Raw genomic sequence first — 20,841 nt, 5'->3', positions numbered from 1 at the left:
GCCCTGAGGTATCGAAGGGCAGCGAAGTGCACGGCGTTGATGCGTCTGGGCGTTGTCGTCCTGGCCATGGCAGCGGGTTCGGCGCACGCTGTGCCGAGCTTCAACGAGGTGAAGGCCGCGTACCGCCCGTCCGACGTGACGCTGCTCGATCGCCAGGGCACGCCACTGCAGACCGTGCGTGTCGACAAGACCGTTCGCCGCCTGCCCTGGGTGCCACTGCGCGAGATGTCACCGGCCTTGCTGCAGGCCATCGTGCTGAGCGAGGACAAACGCTTCTACGAGCACAGCGGGGTCGACTGGAGTGCGGTGGCGCAAAGCGCCTGGGCCAATGTGTGGAACACGCGCACCCGCGGCGCGTCGACGCTGACGATGCAGCTCGCCGGCCTGCTCGACGACGATCTCGCGCGCCCGGCCGGTGGCCGCAGCGTCGCGCAGAAGCTCGGCCAGGCCTACACCGCCCAGCGGCTCGATGCGTCGTGGAAGAAGAGCGAGGTGCTCGAGGCCTATCTCAACCGCGTGGCGTTTCGCGGTGAGCTGGTGGGCATCGGTGCCTTGTCGCAAACGCTGTTCGGCAAGTACCCGAGCGGGCTCGATGCGCAAGAGGCCGCGATTGCGGGGGCCCTGCTGCGTGGGCCCAACGCCAGCGCCGACGTGGTTGCGCAACGGGCCTGCGGCATCCTGAAGTTGCAGAAGCAGGCCTGCGAAGGCGTCACCGCGCTGTCGCACAGCGCGCTCAACCGCCGCGGCGGCATGCCGCTGGGCGAGCAGCTCGCGCCGCACTTCGCGCGGCAACTGGCGTTGAGCGGCCAGCCGACGCAGCGCACCACGCTCGATGCGCGGCTGCAGCGCGTGGCCACCACCACGCTGCGCCGCCAGCTCACCGAGCTGAACGGCCGCAACGTCGAAGACGGCGCCGCGCTCGTGCTAGACAACATGAGCGGCGAGGTGCTCGCATGGGTCGGCTCCAGCGGTGACCTGTCGGATGCCGCGCAGGTGGACGGTGTGACCGCGCGCCGCCAGCCCGGGTCGACGCTCAAGCCCTTCGTTTACGAACTGGCCTTCGAGCGCCGCCTCATCACGCCAGCGAGCCTGCTCGACGATTCGCCGGCGCAGCTGTCCACCACCAGCGGTTTGTATTTGCCGCAGAACTACGACAAGGAGTTCAAGGGCTGGATCAGCGCACGCACCGCGCTCGGGGCGAGCCTCAACGTGCCGGCCGTTCGCGTGGGCGCCATGGTCGGGCCCGACGCCCTGCTGGCCCGGTTGAACGCACTCGGACTGGCTTTGCCCGAGTCCGGCGGCTACTACGGCCATGCGCTGGCGCTGGGCGCGGCAGATGTGAGCTTGCTGGCGTTGACCAACGCCTACCGCAGCCTCGCCAATGGCGGCGTGTTTGCTCCGGTGGCGTTGAAGCCCACGCCGACGAAACCGCAACGCATGGCCGATGCGGCAGCGGTGTACCTCGTCACCGACATCCTGGCCGACAACGCGGCACGCGCACGCACCTTCGGGCTCGACAGTGCGCTCGTCACACCCGGCTTCGCGGCCGTGAAGACCGGCACCAGCAAGGACATGCGCGACAACTGGTGCATCGGCTTCACCGACCGCTACACGGTGGGCGTGTGGGTCGGCAACGCGAGCGGCGAAGCCATGCACAACGTGAGCGGCGTGAGCGGTGCGGCCCCGGTGTGGCAGGCGCTGGTCCGCCATCTGCATCAGGGCCAACCGTCACGCCGGCCCGCCATGCCGACCGGCGTGGTGGCCGAGCGTGTGCGCTTCGATGCCGATCGCGAGCCGGCACGCGACGAGTTGTTTCTCGCAGGCACCACACAAACACAGTGGAAGTCCACGGCACAAGCGCAAGGCACGCAGCGCTTCGGCATCACCAGCCCGCGTGACGGCAGCATCTTCGCGGTGGACCCCGACATGCCGCCACGCGCGCAGCGCATCACCTTCGAAGGGGAGCGAGGCACCTGGCTGCTCGACGGCAAGGCGCTGGGCCAGGGTGAGCGCATCAGCTGGGCGCCATGGCCGGGTCGGCATGAATTGAGCCTTGTCGGGCGCGATCAACGCGTGCTGCAGACGGTGCGCTTCGAGGTGCGCGGTGCCGGCGTGAAGACGGCCCAGCGTGCGACGCAGGCGCCGCTGAGATAGAGCGGCTCGCGAGCGCCCTCCGTCAGCCGCTCGCGACACGCGTTAGCTCGGCGCGGGATCCATCGATGAATCAGATGCCTGCGTTTCAGGAATGAAACCTGCGGCGTAGCACGTCCATCAACGCGGCAGAGCCGGGCGTAACGACCTGTGACGAGCCCGCAGGTCCCACCTGGACGGAGAGCAGCGATCATGAAAGTACACACGATGACCAAGGCGGTGTCGCCTGCGCATGACGCGGCCTCGCGCGGCCATGTGCCGCGTTTTGTCAGCGGCCTACCAGTTGTTGCACAGGGTCAATGCGCTGAATCCGATGGCACACGACTCCGCGCTAGCTCGCTCGCCGCGCTGGGCCTGTTGTTCAGCGCAGCGCTGGCGCTCTCGGCCTGCGGCTCGGGGAGCGACGCCACAGCAGATGCCCCCAGCGCTGCGCCGCCTACCAGCAACGCCCCGGCCGCGCCCGCACCCGCGCCGACCACACCGGCGCCGGCGCCCACACCCGCGGCACCTGCACCCGCCACGCCGGCACCCGTGGGTGCTCCCGCCACACCGCCTGCGGCGGGTACGCCGGTCGCCGCGCCGGCCGGTCTCGGCGCCACGGATTACGTGCCTCTCTTTGTCGATGGCACCAAGGTGGTCGAACAAGTGCAGTACACGGAGGCCGACGGCACCCTGGTCACCATCGCCGGCTTTCGCCCCACCCCGCGCCATGCGCGCGAAGGCGGCGAGGAGTGGACGGACCCCGTCGACAAAGGGCCGGGCAATTACCTCGCCTTTCCCCCGTTCTACTTCCAGAACCGAACCTTCGGTCTTGTGATCCGCGACGAGGTTCCGGCGGGCCGGCAGAAGATCACCGCCTACCTGAAGCCCAACGCAGGCACGCTCATCAACAACAGCTTCCAGGCCTTCCGCCGCCTGGACCCCGGCGTCATCGAGTACGGCTGGAAGCTCGGCACCGGCTACAAGAACCCGAAGGATGGCAGCGAGCGCTGCAACCCCACCGACAAGATCGAAGAGATGTGCGTGGCCAACATCGCCATCACCGACTACTGGCGCTTTGCCGACGAGCAGCAGTACCAGGGCAACACGACGCGAGCCAGCAACAAGCTGGTGGTCGGCGACAAGATGGAGATCACGGCCGGTGTGTTCCTCGATCACGTGCCCGGCACCACCATCGCGCTGATCGACGGCGGGCAAAGCCGCGACTACTCGCTCGAGCAGATGTACGTGGTGGGCAAGGGCTTCGTGCCGTGGTACGGCATCGCGCCGAAGCTCGACACCACCCCGCTGCCCGACGATGCGCTGCTGGGCGGGTTGACGAGCGTGCCGTACAACTATTCCGAAGAGCCGCACCGCATCTTTCAGCAGGCGGCCACCAACATCGGCGGTGCCGACATGCAGCGCTTCGTCGAAGGGCGCCGCCTGTTCCACACCTCGTTTCTGGATGGCAAGCATTCGGAGAGCCCGGATGTGAACCCGGTGTTCACCGCGCACGCCAACCAGCTGGGGTTGCGCCACAACGAAGTGCGCTGCCTGGGTTGCCACACCTTGAACGGCCGCAGCCCGGCCGCCGACATTGGCTCCACGCTGAACCGCTTTGCCGTGCTCACCGCCGCAGCCAGCACGGCCACGTCGGTCACGCCCGACCCCACCTACGGCCTCAACGTGCAGCAACTGTCGCGTGCGGCGGGCGCCGCGGACTACAGCGTCACGATCCAGTCGTACGCGACCACGGTGAGAACCCTGGCCGGCGGCGAGAAGGTCGAACTGCGCAAGCCCGCCTATGCCTTCAAGGGACCGTTGCCGGCCCAGATGTCGGTGCGCCAGGCGCCGCAGACCGTGGGCATGGGCTTGATCGAGGCGCTGGACGAGGCCACGATCCTGGCGCTGGCCGATCCGGATGACAAGAACGGCGACGGCGTGCGCGGTGTGCCCAACTGGTCGATCGACCCGGAGACCGGGCAGCGCCACCTCGGCCGCTATGGCTGGAAAGCGGGCAAGGGCTCGGTGCGCCACCAGATTGCCGGCGCGTTCATGCTCGACATGGGCGTCACGTCCACGGCCTTCAAGACGGTGTCGTGCCAACGTGGCGAGGCCGATTGCAAGATGTCCACTGCGACGCCGTCCGTTTCCAGTGACGAACTGGATCGCTTGTCTTCGTACATGCAGCTGCTGGGCGTGCCCGCACAACGCAAATACATCAGCGGGTACACCGACGGCACGGTCGCGCCGCCCGAGCACAGCGGAATCGACCCGGCTGCCATCGCGCGCGGCAGCCAACTGTTCGCACAAGCGGCTTGCACGGCCTGCCATGTGGCTCAGCTGAAGACGGGCAACAAGCACCCGTTCCAGGAGTTGCGCAACCAGACCATCCGCCCCTACAGCGACTTGCTGCTGCACGACATGGGCACGGAGCTGGCCGACACCATGACCGAAGGCCAGGCCAGCCCGAGCATGTGGCGCACCCAGCCGCTTTGGGGCCTGGGCTCGTTGAAGTACGTGCAGAAGCAGACCGGCTTTGCCGACGCAACCACCGTGCGCTACCTGCACGACGGCCGCGCCCGCACGCTGGTGGAAGCCATCGGCTGGCATGGCGGAGAAGCCAGCGGCAGCCGCTCGAAGTTCGAGGCGATGAGCAAAGCCGACCGCGACGCGGTGATCACCTTCCTCGAGTCGCTCTGAGAGGCGCAGGGCTTCAGGCTGCCGACGGCCAGCCTGTTCAAAGCCCTGCTTTCACCTTTCTGCGAGATAACATCGCGTCGGCTTCGCCCCACGCGAAGCACGTCGCTCGGACGGTTCCGGGCGCTCACGTGAAAGTTCAACATGACCTCCTCTGCAGGCCAGCGCCGCTTTGCGCGCATCGACCGCCTTCCTCCCTACGTCTTCAACATCACGGCCGAGCTCAAGCTCGCCGCGCGCCGCCGGGGCGAAGACATCATCGACATGAGCATGGGCAACCCCGACGGGGCGACGCCGCCGCACATCGTCGCCAAGCTCAACGAGGTCGCGCAGCGGCCGGACACGCACGGCTACTCGGCGTCCAAGGGCATCCCGCGCCTGCGCCGTGCGATCTCGCATTGGTACCAGGACAGGTACCAGGTGGAGATCGACCCCGATGCCGAAGCCATCGTCACCATCGGTTCGAAGGAAGGCCTCGCGCACCTGATGCTCGCCACGCTCGACCGGGGCGACACCGTGCTCGTGCCCGACCCGAGCTACCCGATCCACATCTATGGTGCGGTGATCGCGGGGGCCGACATCCGCTCGGTGCCGCTGGTGCCGGGTGTCGATTTCTTCGGCGAACTGGAGCGCGCCATCCGCGGCAGCTACCCCAAGCCGAAGATGATGGTGTTCGGCTTTCCGAGCAACCCGACCGCGCAATGCGTGGAGCTCGATTTCTTCGAACGCGTGATCGCGCTCGCCCGCAAGCACGACATCCTGGTGGTGCACGACCTGGCCTACGCCGACATCGTGTTCGACGGCTGGAAGGCACCATCGATCATGCAGGTGCCGGGTGCGAAAGACATCGCGGTCGAGTTCTTCACGCTGAGCAAGAGCTACAACATGGCCGGTTGGCGCGTGGGCTTCATGGTCGGCAACCGCGATCTCGTGGCGGCGCTCGCGCGCATCAAGAGCTACCACGACTACGGCACGTTCACACCGCTGCAGGTCGCGGCGATCGCCGCGCTCGAAGGCGACCAGCAGTGCGTGAAAGACATCGCCGCGCAGTACCAGCGGCGGCGCGACGTGTTGGTGAAAGGTTTGCACGAGGCCGGCTGGATGGTCGAGAGCCCCAAGGCCTCGATGTACATCTGGGCGCAGATCCCCGAGCGCTATCGGTCGCTCGGCTCGCTGGAATTCGCCAAGCTGCTGCTGGCAAAGGCCAAGGTCTCGGTGTCACCCGGCATCGGCTTCGGCGATCACGGCGACGACCACGTCCGCTTCGCCTTGATCGAAAACGAGAGCCGCATCCGGCAAGCCATACGCGGCATCAAAGCGATGTTGAAGTAGAGCTCACGGCGGCGTCAGCGCGAGCGAAGCAAAGCGCCCGTCAAGCAACGCCAGCGGATCCGGCTTTGCCGGTCCGCCAGGCGGCGCCCCTCGGGGGCAGGAGCGCAGCGACTGGGGGGCTAACCCTTAAACAGGCGTTCGAGTGCCGCATCGATCACCATGCCGCACAGGCTGTAGATCAGCGAGCCGATGAGCGCGGCGCCAAAGCTTGCGACCGACAGGCCCTCGAGCATCGACGCGGCGAAATAGAACATCAGCGCGTTGATGATGAAGAGGAAGAGGCCGAGCGTCAGCACCGTCACGGGCAGCGTTAGCAACACCAGCAGCGGACGCAGCAAGGCGTTGAGCAAGCCCAGCACCAGCGCGGCAATCATGGCCGAGCCGAAGCTCTTCACGGTGACCCCGGGGTAGAGGTGGGCCACGAGCAGTAAGGCGGCAGCGAGCAGCAGCCAGCGAACGAATGTTTTCATGCCGCAAGCATAGCGGCACGGGGCCGGAGCAAGCGCGCACCCGCTGATCCAAAAGTCTGCCTAGGGTTCCCCCGCCCCCCTAGTGGTAGGGGGGCAAGTTGCCTTGACTGAAGCGAACCCCGCCGCTCAGCATGTGCCTCCCGTAACCCCCACGCTCAGCGCGTTTATCCACGCGCAGACTTGTCCCGGTCCAGCGCTCGCTGAACCGGGTGGACTTGCCCAAAAGGAGTGTCTCGTGTCTATCCGTCTTTCATGGAAAACAGCGTTGGCCTTGTCGGCTTCGCTGGTGCTGGCCGCTTGCGGCGGCGGTGGCAGCAGCTCGCCACAAGCTTCGGCCGATGAAGCTCCTCTCGCCGATCCTCCGCAGCGCTCGGCCCAGTCGGTGGCCGTGCCTGGCGGTTCGATGGCCGGCGTCGTCGACAAAGGTCTGGCGAATGCCACCGGCCCGGTGGACGTGTGGGTCACGTTGCAAGACGCATCGGTCGCGGCGGCAGCCTCCACCCTGCTGAGCAGCCAGGTCGCCAGCGGCGGCCTTGAGCAGGCGCAGAGCGTGAAGATGCTGCGCAGCGCACCGGCCTCCGTGCGCACGGCCTTGCAAGCCCACCGCGCCGGCGTGCTGTCGCGCCAGAACGCAGCCGCCAGCAGCCTCACATCGCTGGGTGCCAAGGAACTCGGCCGCGTGCACATGGCGCACAACGCCATCGCCGTGCGCGTCGATGCCGCCAAGCTGAGCGCGATTGCCTCGCTGCCTGGCGTGGTGAAGGTGCGCCGCGTGATGAACTACGAGATGAGCCTGTCGGAGACCGTGCCGTACATCGGCGCATCGGCGGCGCAGGCTGCGGGTGCCGATGGCACCGGCGTGCGCGTTGCCGTGCTCGACTCGGGCATCGACTACACCCACAAGAACCTCGGCGGCCCCGGCACGCCCGAGGCCTATGCCGCTGCCTATGGCGCGGACCCGTTCGACCCGCTCAACACCACGGTCGACCCCAACGTGTTCCCGACGGCCAAGGTGATCGGCGGCTATGACTTCGTCGGCGACCTGTGGCCGACCTACGGTGACCGCACTGAAGACCCGAACCCCATCGACTTCCAGGGCCATGGCACGCACGTGGCCGACATCATTGCCGGCAAAAGCCTCGACGGCACGCACAAAGGTGTGGCCCCCGGTGCCAAGCTGGTCGCCATTCGCGTGTGCAGCGCTGTCGCCACCAGCTGCAACGGCGTGGCGATCCTGAAGGGCATCGACTACGCGCTCGACCCGAACGGCGATGGCGATCCCTCCGACGCTGTCGATGTGATGAACCTGTCTCTGGGCTCGGCTTACGGCCAAGCGGAAGACGACTCCACGCTGGCGTTGTCGGAAGCTGTGGCTCTTGGCGTCACCGTCGCGGTCGCGGCGGGCAACGATGCCAACAAGCCTTACATCGTCAGCGCGGCGTCCATTTCGCCTGCAGTGATCAGCGTGGCGCAGACCGCCGTGCCGAGCGCGTCGCTGTTCGGCCTGAAGGTCAACTCGCCGGCCGCCATTGCAGGTGTCTACAACAACACCGCCACGGTGGACTGGGCGCCGATCGGTGCTGGCTTCACCGGCGATGTGGTCGCCGTCGGCACGGCCTGCCCCGGCGCCGTGTTGCCCGATCTGACCGGCAAGGTGGCGTTGATCGATCGCGGTGTGTGCTCGGTCAGCCTCAAGGTGGACCTGGCCGGGCTGGCGGGCGCCAAGGGTGTGCTGATCGGCCTCGTCGCCCCGGGTGACGCGGTGTCGTTCAGCAACGGTGGCGGCACGCACTTCGTGCCGACGCTCGTGATCCAGCAATCGCTGTCGCTGGCCATCAAGGCCAACATCGCGGCACCGGTGAACGTGAGCGTGTCCGACGCGACCAAGGTCGCACTGGTCGGCAGCATGGCCAGCACCTCGGCGCGTGGCCCGAGCACGAGCTACCAGACCATCAAGCCTGAAATCGGTGCGCCCGGTGCGTCGGTGTCGGCCGTGGCCGGCAGCGGTGACGGACAAGAAGCCTTCGGCGGCACCTCGGGTGCCACGCCGATGATCGCGGGCTCTGCCGCCATCCTGATCGGCAAGTACCCGAACCGCACGCCGCTGCAGATCAAGTCGATGCTGATGAACAGCGCCGACACGAAGATCTACACCAACCCGGCGCTGCTGCCGGGCGTGCTGGCACCGATCACGCGCATCGGCGCGGGCGAGGTGCGGGTGAACAAGGCGCTCGCCCTGAACGCTGTGGCCTACAACAAGGAAGACCTCTCGGCCGCGCTGTCGTTTGGCGCACATGAAGTCAGCAACTTCGCAGAGTACGAGCGCAAGCTGGTGGTCGAGAACCTCGACAGCAAGGCCAAGACCTTCAGCATCAAGAGCGCCTTCCGCTACGCCGACGATGAAGCGACCGGTGCGGTGTCCATCATTGCGCCGAGCAGTGTGAAGGTGGCTGGTAAGAGCAAGTCCACCATCACGGTGAAGCTGCGCGTCAACCCGCTCAAGCTGCTTGACTGGACGCTCAATGCCGGCTCGCTTGGCGGCAGTGGTGACCTGCTCGACAAGTTCGAGTACGACGGCTACCTGACGCTGACCGCGGCTGACGAGAAGCTGAGCGTGCCTTGGCACATCCTGCCGCGCAAGGCCGCAGAGGCCGGCTCCGTGATCGCACAGCGCTCCAACTGGCCCGGCGGCATCATCCTGCTGGCCAATGCGGGCGTGGCACCGAGCGAGTTCGATGTGTTCGCACTGACCGGCACGAGCCCGAAGTACGCCAAGGCCGACCTGCCGGCACCGGGCGACAACTTCGCCATCGTCGACGTGCGTGCAGTCGGTGTGCGCTACGCCGCGGCGGATGGCGCGTTGCAGTTCGCGATCAACACCTTCGGGCGTCGGGCACAGGCTAACTACCCAGGCGGCTTCGAGGTCGACGTCGACGTCAATGGCGACGGCGTGGCTGACTTCGCGATCTACAACACCGAGCAAGGTGCGTTCGGGAGCACCGGCATCAACGTGGTCAACGTGGCGAACCTGGCCACGGGTGTAGCGACGATTTACTACTACTCCGATGTCGACTTCAACTCCGCCAACATCATCATGAATGCGCCATTGGCGGCGCTCGGAGCTACCGCGGACACGCAGTTGAGCTTCTCGGTGTTCGCCTTCGACAACTACTTCACCGGCAACACCACCGATTCCCTGCTCAACATGAAGTTCACGCCGTCCACGCCGCGCTATGCGGTGAAGGGCGACCCGAGCGGCATCGTCAAGCCCTATCGCCTTGGCTACGTCGACACGCTGACGGTTGCGGGCGGCAGCACCGCGTCGCCATCGCAGTCCGGCTTCCTGGTGATGAAGCGCAGCAATGCCGGCAGCGAAGCCGACGTGCTGATGATCAGGTAACGCCGGAGAGTTTCGCCATCATTTGAGTTTTCCTTGATCGGATACGGGCCGCCTTGTGCGGCCCGTTTTTTTTTGCCGCGTCACTGCGCGTCGGGCGCCTGCCCGAAGCCGCCACCGGCCAATCCCTTCAATTAACAAAACGACAACCTCCGAGCGATCAACGAGAAACACAAATGCGAATCGTTCTCGTTAGTGTTAAACTGATTCGATCAATGTTTCGTCGTGTCTTCGTTTTCGCCCGGTTTACTTTGCGATGTCTTCCTCCTCTGCTGCCACTGTGGCGYCACACGCTTCTGCTCCCTTGGGGTTGCGGCGTCCTGCGCCAGCGCGTGACGGGCTGAGCAAGGCGCAGCGCCGGGGTGTCATCGGGGCGATCGCAGTGGCGCACGTCGGCGCCATCTGGGCCCTGCTGCAGGTGCCCGCCGTGCGTGACGCGGTGATCGAGGCCGCGCCGATGTTCGTCGAGCTTCTCGCGCCGCCGGCTGCGCCCGCCCCGCCTCCTCCGCCACCCCCCCCGCCCATGCAGCCGGTGGTCAAGGCTCCGCCGCCAGTGGTGATCGCAGCGCCAGCTGCGGCACCGTCGCCAGCCCCGTTTGAAGTGGCGCCCCCGCCTGAAGCGCCTCCGCCACCCGCACCGCCGGTGCAGGTGCAGCCAGTCGAAGCGCCACCTGCGCCGCCCGCGCCACCGGCCCCACCCAAGATGATCCCGGCTTCGGCGCTCCAGTACCTGGAAGCCAATCCGCCCGAGTACCCGCGTGCTTCCAAGCGACTGAACGAGTCGGGCACCGTGATGCTGCGTCTCTACATCGACGAGCGCGGCCTGCCAGCCACCGTGCAGGTCAGCCGATCGTCAGGCTCGTCCCGGCTGGACGACGCCGCGCTGGCCGCGGTGAAGAAGTGGCGCTTCAAGCCCTATACCGAGAACGCCCAACCCATGGCGGGCTGGGCCGTGATTCCTGTGATCTTCGAACTGGAGAAATGACCGTGGCGACTCCCGATAGCGCATTGGGCTTCGGCCACTTCATCATGCAAAGTGATGTGGTGGGCAAGACCCTTCTCGTGATCCTGGTGCTGATGTCGGTGGCCTCGTGGGCCATCATCGCGCTCAAGGGCCTGACCCTCATCGCACGCAAACGCCGCAGCGAGACCTTTCTCAATTTCTTCTGGAATGCGACCTCGCTCGACGCAGTGGCCGGCGAGATCAGCACCCACGGCGCCAACGACCCGTTCTCTCACCTCACCAGCCATGCAATGCATGCGCAGGCGCACCACGCCAAGTACGGCGCGGCCAAGCTGGAAGAGGCGGGCACGGCCGGTGACTTCGTCACCCGCACCATCAAGAAGGTGCTCGACGAAGAAACCACGCACCTCGAGAACGGCCTGGCCATGCTGGCCACCGTGGGCGCCACGGCGCCTTTCGTTGGCCTGTTCGGCACCGTCTGGGGCGTGTACCACGCGCTGGTTGCCATCGGCGTGAGCGGCGCCGGCACGCTCGACAAAGTGGCCGGCCCGGTGGGCGAGGCGCTCATCATGACCGGCCTCGGCCTGGCCGTCGCGATCCCTGCGGTGATGGGCTACAACTGGCTGACGCGCTCCAACCGCGTGATCCTCTCCAAGCTCGACGCCTTTGCGTACGAGCTGCACACCTTCGTGTCGATGGGCCAGCCGCTGAGCAGCGAGACCGGCGCCGTGCCGTTGCAGCCGGTGCGCAACCCGTCCGTCGGCCGCCCGCGCGCCGCCTGAGGAGAAGCGCATGGCCTTCGCAAGCTTCGACAACCGCAACGCCGGCGCCCCGATGGCCGAGATCAACATGGTGCCGTTGATCGACGTGATGCTCGTGTTGCTGGTCATCTTCATCGTCACCGCACCGCTGCTCACGCAGGCCGTGAAGCTGGAGCTGCCCAAGGCCAACGCCCAGCCCAACGTCGTCAAGGCCGAGAAGGTCGAGTTCGCGATCGACGCCAACGGCCAGCGCTTCTGGAACGGCGAGCCGGTCGACCGTACCGAGGCCGCCAAGCGCTTCATGGACGAAGGCAAGAAGCAGCCGCAACCCGAAATCCACCTGAAGGCCGACCAGAGCGTCGCGTACCGCAACGTCGCGCAGACGCTGGCGGACGCCACCAAGGCGGGTCTCACCAAGGTGGGCTTCATCAGCGACCCGGAGGCACCTTGAGCCATGGCCACGCCACCCCAACACCCGCCCGCCTTGCCGACTGCTGACGCTCGGCCGATGCAGCAAACCAACGCACCTGAACCGGTGCACCGCATCTCCAGCGACGAGTTGCTCGCTGGTGCGCTCGAAGTGCAGATCGAGCACCGAGGATCGCTCTACCGCTTGCGCCAAACATCGCTCGGCAAGCTGATCCTCACCAAATAGCGCGCTGAAAAGTTTCACTCGCGGGTCTGTCGTGTCGACAGACCCGCGACACGTTCACACCCCAAGCCAGCCTTCGCCAGCCACGGAAACCTTGTCACGTCATTCACATCCCTGGAGAAGACCTTGGCCTACATCAAGAGCCGCAAGCACGCGGCACCGCGGCAATCCACCTTCAGCAGCACGGCAGCCATCGGCCTGATGGCCGTTGCCTTGCCCGTTGCCGCGCAGAACGCCGAGCCGCCGAAGAAGGCCGATACCGCGCCTGAGGTGACGCTGCCGCCGGTGCGCGCCAAGGCCACGGCCACACCCGAGGTCGACTACAAGGCTGACGCCGTGGCCTCGCCCAAGTTCACCCAGCCGCTGGTGGACACGCCGCAGACCATCTCCGTCATCAAGAAGGAACTGCTGCAACAGCAAGTGGCGACCTCCCTCTCGGAAGCGCTGCGCAACACCCCGGGCGTGACGCTGCAGCTGGGCGAGAACGGCAACACCACGACCGGTGACTCGATCTTCATGCGCGGCTTCGATACGACGAACAGCATCTTTGTCGACGGCATCCGCGACCTGGGCAACATCTCGCGCGACATGTTCAACATCGAGCAGGTCGAAGTGGTGAAAGGCCCGTCGGGCTCCGACAACGGCCGCGGCGCCTCGTCGGGTTATGTGAACCTGGCCTCCAAGACGGCGGGTCTTGAGGCCTTCAACAGCGGCACGGTGACGCTCGGTACCGACCAGCGCGTCCGTGCCACAGCTGACCTCAACACACCGCTGAACCTGGGCATCCCTGGCTCGGCGCTGCGCTTGAACGTGATGGCCCAGGACTACGGAACACCCGGACGCGATGACGTCAAGAACAAGCGTTTTGGCTTCGCGCCGTCGCTGGTGTTTGGCCTGGGTACGCCGACGCGCGCCTACTTCAACTACCTCTACGTCGACCAGAAGAACCGGCCGGACGGCGGTGTGTCGACCTATGGCCTGCCGGGCTATGTGGGCGCCACCGGCCCCGCGGTCGACCGGTCGAACTACTACGGTTCGCTGAACGACTACGACGACGTGACGCTGCACATGTTCACGTYGCGCATCGAGCACGAGTTCGCGCCCGGCACCGTCTTGCGCAACACCACCCGGCTCGGCCACACCGAGCAAGACTATGTGTTGACCGGCGTGAACGGGATCAACCCCGCGGGTAGCGGCTTTGTGTTGAGCGATCCCTCCACCTATACGGTGGTCCGCAGCCGCCAGGGTCGTCACCAAACCAACGAAATCCTGACCAATCAGACCAACCTGTCCACAGAGTTCGCCACCGGCAAGGTGAAGCATTCACTGTCGACCGGCATCGAATTCATCTACGAGCGGCAGAGCCAGTCAAACGCACAGACGCTGACCAACACCACGCTGCCAGCCTCGCTGCAGCAGCCCGTGGCCAACCTGTACAACCCGAGCACGGGCGATACCTTCCTGAGCCCACCGTACAAGGGCGCTTACACCAAAGGCAACACCCTGAGCGCCGCGGTCTACGCCTTCGACACACTGAAACTGTCGGAGCAATGGCTCCTCAACGGCGGACTGCGCTGGGAGAAGTTCCACACCGAGACCAATGCCTCGACCTTCACCGCGGCGACGGCCACCGTCGCTGAATCGCTCGTGCAGAACGCGCCGCTCGGCGTGACCGACAACCTGCTGAGCTGGAAGCTCGGTGCGGTGTTCAAGCCGGCCGCCGAGGGCAGTGTCTACGTCAACGTCTCCAACTCGTACCAGCCGCCGGGCGGCACCAACTTCGCACTGAGCAACTCGACCAACAGCCAGTCCCGCACCGACCTGAAACCGCAGGAAGGCAGCAACATCGAGCTGGGCACCAAGTGGGACGTGGTGGGCGGCAAGCTGGCCGTCACCGGCGCGATCTACCGCAGCGAGAACAAGAACGAGATCGTGTCTGACGGCGCGGCCAACCCCACCTTCACCCAGATCGGCAAACGGCGCGTCGACGGCATCGAGCTGGGCCTGGTGGGCCAGGTCACGCCCGAACTCAACCTGAACGCGGGCTTCGCCTACATGGACCCGACCATCATCCAGGGTGCGAGCGGTGCCAGTGCCACCACCGGCAGCGTGATCGTCTTCTCGCCCAAGGTGACCTTCACCTCGTGGGTGAGCTACAAGCTGCTTCCCACCTTGACCGTGGGCGGCGGCGCGCGGTACGTCGACACCGTGGCACGCACCAGCAGCCAGGCAGCGCCCAGCAACCTGCCCGGCACCCAGTCCTACTGGGTGGCCGATGCGATGGCCCTCTACGACATCAACAAGAACGTGTCGCTGCAACTGAACGTGAACAACCTGTTCGACAAGGAATACGTGGCCTCGGTGAACAGCGGCGGCTCGCGCTACACCCCGGGCCAGCCGCGCAACGCCTTGCTCTCTGCCAACTTCAAGTACTGACCCAAGCGAAAGCTGCAGACGGGAGCTGAACCATGATGCTTCACGTGCCGAATGTCTTGTCACCGACCCAGGTGGCCGAGATGCGAGCGGCCATCGATACCGCCGACTGGACCGACGGCCGCGCGACGGTCGGCGAGCAGGGCGCACGCGTCAAGCTCAACCGGCAGTTGCCGGAAGCCGGCGAGCTGTCGCTCCGCCTCGGCGCCGTCATCCTGACGGCGCTCGAGGCGAACCCGTTGTTCGTCTCGGCGGCCCTGCCCCACCGCTTCGTGCCGCCACTCTTCAACCGCTACGAAGGCGGTGAGCACTACGGTCTGCATGTCGACGGCGCGGTGCGGGGCGTGCCGGGCACCAGCCTGCGCCTGCGCACCGACCTCTCGTGCACGCTCTTCCTGTGCGAGCCCGACGACTACGAAGGCGGCGAGCTGGAGGTGATGGACACCTACGGCGCGCACGAGGTCAAGCTGCCTGCGGGCGACCTGATCCTCTACCCATCGAGCAGCCTGCACCGCGTGCAGCCGGTGACGCGCGGCGCACGCGTCTGCTCGTTCTTCTGGCTGCAGAGCATGGTGCGCGACGATGCCCAGCGCTCGATGCTCTTCGACCTCGACCAGACCATCCAGCGACTGCGCGGGCGCCATGGCGATGATGCCGAGGTCGTCTCGCTCACCAGCACGTACCACAACCTCCTGCGCATGTGGGCGGAGGTATGACCGCCCCCGCCGGCAACCCGCAACGCCGCGCCTATTGGCTCAAGACGCTTCACCAGTGGCACTGGATCAGTTCGGCCCTGAGCCTGCTCGGGCTGTTGCTGTTCACCGTCACCGGCTTCACGCTCAACCATGCCACACAGATCGAATCCAAACCGCAGGTGAGCACGCGCAAGGCCCAGCTGCCGCCGTCCTTGCTGACGCTGGTTGCGATGCCCGAGACCACCGCCGGCAAGAAGGAAAGCAAGCTGCCGCCCGCGGCATTGCCAGCGGCCTTGGCCACGTGGATCGCGTCGGAGCTGAAGATCGAGGTCGGCGCTCGCCAGGCCGAGTGGTCGCCCGAAGAGATCTACCTCCCGCTGCCGCGCCCCGGCGGCGATGCCTGGCTGCGCATCGCGCGCGACACCGGCGAACTCGAATACGAGCTCACCGACCGCGGCTGGGTCTCTTATCTGAACGACCTCCACAAGGGCCGCAACACCGGCGTGGCATGGAGCTGGTTCATCGACCTGTTCGCGCTCGCCTGCCTGGTGTTTTCCATCACCGGCTTGTTCATTCTCAAGATGCACGCAGCCAACCGGCCCACCACCTGGCCGATCGTCGCGCTGGGTCTGGTGCTGCCGCTGCTGCTTGCCATCCTCTTCATCCACTAGTTCTCACCGACCCTCTTACTGACCCGAAGGATTCAAGATGCAACTACGCTATTCGATGGCCATGGGAGCCGCGGCCGCGCTGGCCGCGCCCGCCTTCGCGGCCGACGCCAGCCTGAAGCTGGAGCTGCCGCGCCTCACCGTCGCCGAGTACCACAAGCCTTACGTGGCGATGTGGATCGAGAAGGCGGCCGACCAGAGTTTCGCGGGCAACCTCGCCGTCTGGTACGACATCAAGAAGCGTGACAACGGCGGCGCCAAGTGGCTGAAGGACATGCGCCAGTGGTGGCGCAAGAGCGGCCGCGACGTGCAGATGCCGGTCGACGGCGTGAGCGCGGCGACGCGGGCTCCCGGCGAGCATGTGATCGGCCTCGATGTGAAGGCGCTGCCGCCCGGCTCGTACCAGCTGGTGGTCGAAGCGGCGCGCGAGAACGGCGGCCGCGAGCTGCTGCATGTGCCCTTCGACTGGCCTGCCAAAACCGCCCAGACGATCAAGGCGCAAGGCGAGCACGAGCTTGGCGCACTGTCTCTGGAACTGAAGCCCTGAGCTGCAAAGGAACCCCGTGATGAACGCTTCCCGCCTCTTTTCCCGTCACTCCCTGTCCTTCCTCCCCCTTGCCTTGCTGTCGCTGGCTGCGCTGCTGCCCTCTGCAGCGCATGCACACCGCACCTGGCTGCTTCCCTCCGCCACCGTGGTCAGCGGCAAGGAGCCGCAGGTGTCGGTTGACGCCGCGGTGTCCGAAGACCTGTTCGAGTACGACACCAACTCGCTCGCCCTCGACGGCCTGAGCATCGTTGCACCCGACGGCAGCAAGCTCAACGCCGAGAACCTCGGCACGACGCGCCGTCGCAGCAGCTTCGACGTGAAACTCACGCAACCGGGCACTTACCGCATCGTCAATTTCACCGAAACCGCCATGGCGAGCTACAAGGTCGGCGGCGAGACCAAACGCTGGCGCGGCAACCTCGACGCACTGGCCAAGGACGTGCCGGCCAACGCCGAAGAGCTGCAGGTCACGCGCATGCAGAACCGCGTCGAGACCTATGTCACCAATGACAACAAAGCGGACAGCAAAGCGGACAACAAAGCAGACGCCAAGGCCGATCCCCAGACCAGCAAGGCCTTCACGCCGCAAGGCAGCGGCCTGGAGCTGATTCCGCTGACGACGCCCACCGACCTGAGCGCCGGCGACAACTCAAGCTTCCGTTTGCTGCTCGATGGCAAGCCTGCTGCCGATCTCGATGTGACCATCCTGCGCGGCGGCAACCGCTACCGCTACAAGATGGGCGAGATCGCGTTGAAGACCGATGCGCAGGGCCAGTTCAGCGTCAAGTGGCCCGAAGCCGGCCGCTACTGGATCGGCGCCAGCGCGGGTGGCCGCGGGCCAGGCGGCACGGCGGCACAGCCGGCGCGTCGCGCCAGCCTCAGCGCCACGGTCGAAGTCTTGCCGCAGTAAGCCGAAGGGCATGCGTTCGCCGTTGGCTGCGGCCGATTCGCTCGTGCGGGTGCTGGTGCCACACGCGCTTGATGCGCGCGCGCCGGCACTCGGCGGGCACGTTCACGCGCTGGCCGGTCGCACCATGGGCACCACCTGGTCGGTGAGGCTCGTCGGGTCGCGTGCGCTGAAGCCTGAGCCGATCACGCAAGCCATTCAGCGCGAGCTCGACGAGGTCGTCGCGCAGATGAGCCCTTGGGAGCCCGACTCCGACATCACGCGGTTCAACCGCGCGCCGGCCGGCAGCTGGCAGGTGCTGCCGCCAGCGTTCTTCGATGTCTTGCAGTACGGGTTGACGGTCGCGCGCGACAGCGCGGGTGCGTATGACCCGACGGCGGGCGCGCTGGTCGATGCCTGGGGCTTCGGCCCCCAAGGTCGGCATGACGAACCCGGTTTCGAGCCTCCTCCACCGACAGCGGTGGCGGCCGCGCACGCGCTGAGCGGCTGGCAGCGCATCGAACTCGATGCTCCAACTCGCCGCGTTCGGCAGCCCGGCGGCGTGCGACTCGACCTGTCGGCCATTGCCAAAGGCTACGCCGTGGACTGCGTTGCCCGCATGCTGGCGCAGCGTTTCGGCTTCGGCGACGCCTTGGTCGAAGTCGGCGGCGAGCTGGGTGGCAGCGGCATCAAACCCGATGGCCAGCCGTGGTGGGTGGCGCTGGAATCGGCGCCGCAGCTGCGCGATGGGCGCTTGAATGTGGACGCCAGCCTGCCGCAAACACGCATCGCATTGCACGGCCTGTCCATTGCCACCTCGGGCGATTACCGGCGTTTCTTTCAACGCAGCGGTACGCATTACCCGCACACCATCGACCCGCGCAGCGGCCAGCCGATCGCGCATGGTCTGGCGCTGGTGACGGTGCTGCACGAGCGCTGCATGGCGGCCGATGCGCTGTCCACCGCGCTCACCGTGCTCGGCCCCGTGGACGGCCCGGCCTGGGCCGAGGAGCGCGGCATTGCGGCGCTCTTCGTCACGCGCCGGCCCGATGGCCACCTCGAAGAACGCCTGAGCAGCGCCTTCGCGGCGCTCGCATGAGCCACCTCGAGGCGATTGCTGCGGTGCGCAGCGTGGAGGTCGTCCAGTGAGCGCCGTGCTCGACCCCAGCACGCTGCGCCTGCTGGGCGCGGCCGCCGTGCTGCTCGCCTATGCCGCGCTGTGCGCGTTCATCTACCGCGCCGAGCGAAACAAGCGCAAGAAGTCAGCACACGATGCCGCTGCGCTGGGCGCAGCGACCGAAGGCGTCACCCCCATCCTCGTCGCATTCGCCAGCCAGACCGGTTTTGCCGAACGACTGGCTTGGCAAAGCGCGCGCCTGCTGCACACCGCAGGCGTGCCGGTGCGCGTGCTGCCGCTCGGCCAGCTGACGCTCGACAAACTGGCCCGCACCGAACGCGCGCTCTTCATCGTGAGCACCTACGGCGAGGGCGATGCCCCCGACAACGGCGCGCGGTTTGCACAGCAGGTCATGGCGGGTGATGTGTCGCTGCCGCAGCTTCACCATGCGGTGCTTGCGCTCGGCGACCGCAGCTACGCCAACTTCTGCGGCTTCGGCCGCCGCCTCGATGGGTGGCTGCAGGCGCGTGGCGCATCGGCACTGTTCGATCGCATCGAGCTCGACAACGAAGACGCCACCGCCTTGAGGGCCTGGCAGCATCAGGTCGCGCACCTCGCCGGCACGACGGATCTGCCCGACTGGCAGGCCCCCGCATTCGAAGACTGGCAACTGGTCGAGCGACGTGTGCTCAACGCCGGCAGCGTCGGTGCGCCGGTCTGCCATCTCGTGCTGGCACCCACCGCCGGCGCGGCTTTGCCGATGTGGGAGGCTGGCGATCTGGTGCAGGTGCGCGCGCCGGGCGACCCGGCGCGGCCGCGTGAATACACGATCTCATCGGTGCCGGCCGATGGCCATCTGCACCTGCTCGTGCGGCAGGAGCGGCATGCCGATGGCAGCCTGGGTTGCGCCTCGGGTTGGCTCACCGAACTGGCGCCTGTGGGTGCCGTCGTGCCGCTGCGAGTGCGCGCGCACAGCAGCTTTCACATCGGCAACAACGCGGCACGGCCGCTGGTGCTGGTCGGCAACGGCACCGGCTTCGCCGGATTGCGCAGCCACCTGAAAACACGCGCCGCGTCGACGCCGAGGCCTCCGGCCTGGTTGCTGTTCGGTGAACGGCACTCGGCGCACGACCGCTATTTCGGCGACGAGATCGACCGCTGGCTCGCGCAAGGCGTGCTCGTGCATGCCGACCTCGTGTTCTCGCGCGACCAGGAACAGCGTCTCTATGTGCAGCACCGTGTGCGGGAGCATGCGCAGCGGCTGCGCAAATGGGTTGCCGAGGGCGCTGCGATCTATGTGTGCGGCAGCCTCGAAGGCATGGCGAGCGGCGTTGATGCAGCGCTCGCCGAGGTGCTCGGCAGTGATGAACTCGCGCGTCTCGCAGACGCAGGACGCTATCGACGAGACGTGTATTGAGTTGTGATCGCGCCGTGAGAAGCGCTCTGCAATGACGTGCCGCCACGACAAAAGCGCACTTCACCGGGCATGAATGCGCGATTTACCTATGAAAACTCCTTCTCAATGCACCACTCTCGCAGTAGTATTCGCTCCGCACGTGGTCCATGGAGAACAGAGAGCTCATGCGGCTCTCACCCAACACGGGCACATCAACAAACTCTTTGATGGAGAAATTCGAAATGGCAACTGCGAAGAAAGCTGCGAAACCCGCAGCGAAAAAGGCCCCGGCCAAAAAGGCGGCTCCGGCCAAGAAGGTAGCGGCGAAGAAAGCTGCTCCGGCTAAGAAGGCCGCTCCGGCCAAGAAGGCGGCTCCTGCGAAGAAGGTTGCTGCGAAGAAGGCCGCTCCGGCCAAGAAGCGCACTCCCAACGCAGCCTTCATGAAGGCAATGACCCCGAGCGCACAACTGGCTGCCATCATCGGCTCCACGCCAGTGCCGCGCACGGAAGTCACCAAGAAGGTCTGGGAGTACATCAAGAAGAACAGCCTTCAAGATTCGGCGAAGCGCACGATGATCAATGCCGACGCGAAGCTGAAGGAAATCTTCAAGAAGGCCCAAGTCTCGATGTTCGAGATGACCAAGCTGATCAACGGCCACCTGAAGTAATCCAGGTTCTGCTGATCAAAAAAGC

Annotated in this window: 17 protein-coding genes; 16 read left to right on the top strand and 1 reads right to left on the bottom strand. The window is 66.3% G+C overall.

Translation table 11 applies throughout. The features are described 5' to 3' along the window. Nucleotides 1-39: 39 nt before the first annotated feature. The 3 genes from pbpC to alaC all read left to right on the top strand — a co-directional run bounded on the left by pbpC (nucleotide 40) and on the right by alaC (nucleotide 6,162). Nucleotides 40-2,154, top strand: a complete 2,115-nt coding sequence (pbpC, locus tag AC1DYS_RS02665) for a penicillin-binding protein 1C (protein ID WP_477895781.1) — start codon at nucleotides 40-42, stop codon at nucleotides 2,152-2,154. A 189-nt stretch (nucleotides 2,155-2,343) separates the two neighbouring features. Beyond that, a complete protein-coding gene (locus AC1DYS_RS02660) occupies nucleotides 2,344-4,833 on the top strand; it encodes a di-heme oxidoreductase family protein (RefSeq protein ID WP_477895779.1) in 2,490 nt (829 codons plus the stop codon). Nucleotides 4,834-4,974: 141 nt separating this feature from the next. Next, a complete protein-coding gene (alaC, locus tag AC1DYS_RS02655) occupies nucleotides 4,975-6,162 on the top strand; it encodes an alanine transaminase (protein WP_477895777.1) in 1,188 nt (395 codons plus the stop codon). 119 nt (nucleotides 6,163-6,281) lie between these two features. On the opposite strand, the gene AC1DYS_RS02650 is transcribed toward alaC, so the two are convergent. Continuing rightward, the gene (locus AC1DYS_RS02650; RefSeq protein WP_477895775.1) at nucleotides 6,282-6,632 is read right to left on the bottom strand and encodes a phage holin family protein; all 351 of its coding nucleotides are present in this window, start codon (nucleotides 6,630-6,632) and stop codon (nucleotides 6,282-6,284) included. Between the two features lie 235 nt (nucleotides 6,633-6,867). Here AC1DYS_RS02650 and AC1DYS_RS02645 point away from each other — a divergent pair, with 235 nt between their 5' ends. The 13 genes from AC1DYS_RS02645 (at nucleotide 6,868) to AC1DYS_RS02585 (ending at nucleotide 20,816) form a co-directional block, all read left to right on the top strand. After that, complete coding sequence (locus tag AC1DYS_RS02645) at nucleotides 6,868-10,032, top strand: S8 family peptidase (protein ID WP_477895773.1); 3,165 nt, start codon at nucleotides 6,868-6,870, stop codon at nucleotides 10,030-10,032. A 301-nt stretch (nucleotides 10,033-10,333) separates the two neighbouring features. Further along, the gene (locus AC1DYS_RS02640) at nucleotides 10,334-11,014 is read left to right on the top strand and encodes an energy transducer TonB (protein WP_477895771.1); all 681 of its coding nucleotides are present in this window, start codon (nucleotides 10,334-10,336) and stop codon (nucleotides 11,012-11,014) included. Further along, nucleotides 11,011-11,775, top strand: coding sequence for a MotA/TolQ/ExbB proton channel family protein (locus AC1DYS_RS02635; protein WP_477895769.1), 765 nt, complete (start codon nucleotides 11,011-11,013; stop codon nucleotides 11,773-11,775). The genes AC1DYS_RS02640 and AC1DYS_RS02635 overlap by 4 nt, the downstream gene beginning before the upstream one ends. A 10-nt stretch (nucleotides 11,776-11,785) precedes the next feature. Then, complete coding sequence (locus AC1DYS_RS02630; protein WP_477895767.1) at nucleotides 11,786-12,205, top strand: ExbD/TolR family protein; 420 nt, start codon at nucleotides 11,786-11,788, stop codon at nucleotides 12,203-12,205. A gap of 3 nt (nucleotides 12,206-12,208) precedes the next feature. Then, nucleotides 12,209-12,409 carry a hemin uptake protein HemP gene (locus AC1DYS_RS02625; RefSeq protein WP_477895765.1) on the top strand — a complete coding sequence of 67 codons (201 nt, stop codon included), beginning with the start codon at nucleotides 12,209-12,211 and terminating at the stop codon, nucleotides 12,407-12,409. Nucleotides 12,410-12,532: 123 nt separating this feature from the next. Next, on the top strand, nucleotides 12,533-14,842 hold the full coding sequence (locus AC1DYS_RS02620; protein WP_477895763.1) for a catecholate siderophore receptor Fiu: 2,310 nt from the start codon (nucleotides 12,533-12,535) through the stop codon (nucleotides 14,840-14,842). 32 nt (nucleotides 14,843-14,874) lie between these two features. After that, entirely contained in the window at nucleotides 14,875-15,555 is a 681-nt protein-coding gene (locus AC1DYS_RS02615) for a Fe2+-dependent dioxygenase (RefSeq protein ID WP_477895761.1), read from the top strand. Beyond that, nucleotides 15,552-16,205: a PepSY-associated TM helix domain-containing protein gene (locus tag AC1DYS_RS02610; RefSeq protein WP_477895759.1), complete on the top strand. Its 654-nt coding sequence runs from the start codon at nucleotides 15,552-15,554 to the stop codon at nucleotides 16,203-16,205. Before AC1DYS_RS02615 ends, AC1DYS_RS02610 begins: the two co-directional genes overlap by 4 nt. 37 nt (nucleotides 16,206-16,242) lie before the next feature. Continuing rightward, nucleotides 16,243-16,749, top strand: coding sequence for a DUF2271 domain-containing protein (locus tag AC1DYS_RS02605; RefSeq protein ID WP_477895757.1), 507 nt, complete (start codon nucleotides 16,243-16,245; stop codon nucleotides 16,747-16,749). A gap of 19 nt (nucleotides 16,750-16,768) precedes the next feature. After that, nucleotides 16,769-17,659 (top strand): DUF4198 domain-containing protein, encoded by an 891-nt coding sequence (locus AC1DYS_RS02600; RefSeq protein WP_477895755.1) that lies wholly within the window; start codon nucleotides 16,769-16,771, stop codon nucleotides 17,657-17,659. A 10-nt stretch (nucleotides 17,660-17,669) separates the two neighbouring features. Continuing rightward, nucleotides 17,670-18,734: an FAD:protein FMN transferase gene (locus tag AC1DYS_RS02595; RefSeq protein WP_477895753.1), complete on the top strand. Its 1,065-nt coding sequence runs from the start codon at nucleotides 17,670-17,672 to the stop codon at nucleotides 18,732-18,734. Nucleotides 18,735-18,780: 46 nt separating this feature from the next. Further along, nucleotides 18,781-20,169: a sulfite reductase subunit alpha gene (locus tag AC1DYS_RS02590; protein WP_477895751.1), complete on the top strand. Its 1,389-nt coding sequence runs from the start codon at nucleotides 18,781-18,783 to the stop codon at nucleotides 20,167-20,169. Nucleotides 20,170-20,390: 221 nt separating this feature from the next. Next, nucleotides 20,391-20,816, top strand: a complete 426-nt coding sequence (locus AC1DYS_RS02585; protein ID WP_477897247.1) for an SWIB/MDM2 domain-containing protein — start codon at nucleotides 20,391-20,393, stop codon at nucleotides 20,814-20,816. The last annotated feature ends 25 nt before the right edge of the window (nucleotides 20,817-20,841 follow it).

The sequence above is a fragment of the Rhizobacter sp. P2_G4 genome (assembly GCF_056403575.1).
This window is presented reverse-complemented; position numbering and strand designations above follow the sequence as displayed.

Excerpts from the sequence above, each read along its gene's own strand:
- pbpC (WP_477895781.1), top strand. The coding sequence starts at position 40 with ATGCGTCTGGGCGTTGTCGTCCTGGCCATGGCAGCGGGTTCGGCGCAC.
- AC1DYS_RS02660 (WP_477895779.1), top strand. The coding sequence starts at position 2,344 with ATGAAAGTACACACGATGACCAAGGCGGTGTCGCCTGCGCATGACGCG.
- alaC (WP_477895777.1), top strand. The coding sequence starts at position 4,975 with ATGACCTCCTCTGCAGGCCAGCGCCGCTTTGCGCGCATCGACCGCCTT.
- AC1DYS_RS02650 (WP_477895775.1), bottom strand. The coding sequence starts at position 6,632 with ATGAAAACATTCGTTCGCTGGCTGCTGCTCGCTGCCGCCTTACTGCTC.
- AC1DYS_RS02635 (WP_477895769.1), top strand. The coding sequence starts at position 11,011 with ATGACCGTGGCGACTCCCGATAGCGCATTGGGCTTCGGCCACTTCATC.
- AC1DYS_RS02630 (WP_477895767.1), top strand. The coding sequence starts at position 11,786 with ATGGCCTTCGCAAGCTTCGACAACCGCAACGCCGGCGCCCCGATGGCC.
- AC1DYS_RS02625 (WP_477895765.1), top strand. The coding sequence starts at position 12,209 with ATGGCCACGCCACCCCAACACCCGCCCGCCTTGCCGACTGCTGACGCT.
- AC1DYS_RS02615 (WP_477895761.1), top strand. The coding sequence starts at position 14,875 with ATGATGCTTCACGTGCCGAATGTCTTGTCACCGACCCAGGTGGCCGAG.
- AC1DYS_RS02610 (WP_477895759.1), top strand. The coding sequence starts at position 15,552 with ATGACCGCCCCCGCCGGCAACCCGCAACGCCGCGCCTATTGGCTCAAG.
- AC1DYS_RS02605 (WP_477895757.1), top strand. The coding sequence starts at position 16,243 with ATGCAACTACGCTATTCGATGGCCATGGGAGCCGCGGCCGCGCTGGCC.
- AC1DYS_RS02600 (WP_477895755.1), top strand. The coding sequence starts at position 16,769 with ATGAACGCTTCCCGCCTCTTTTCCCGTCACTCCCTGTCCTTCCTCCCC.
- AC1DYS_RS02595 (WP_477895753.1), top strand. The coding sequence starts at position 17,670 with ATGCGTTCGCCGTTGGCTGCGGCCGATTCGCTCGTGCGGGTGCTGGTG.
- AC1DYS_RS02585 (WP_477897247.1), top strand. The coding sequence starts at position 20,391 with ATGGCAACTGCGAAGAAAGCTGCGAAACCCGCAGCGAAAAAGGCCCCG.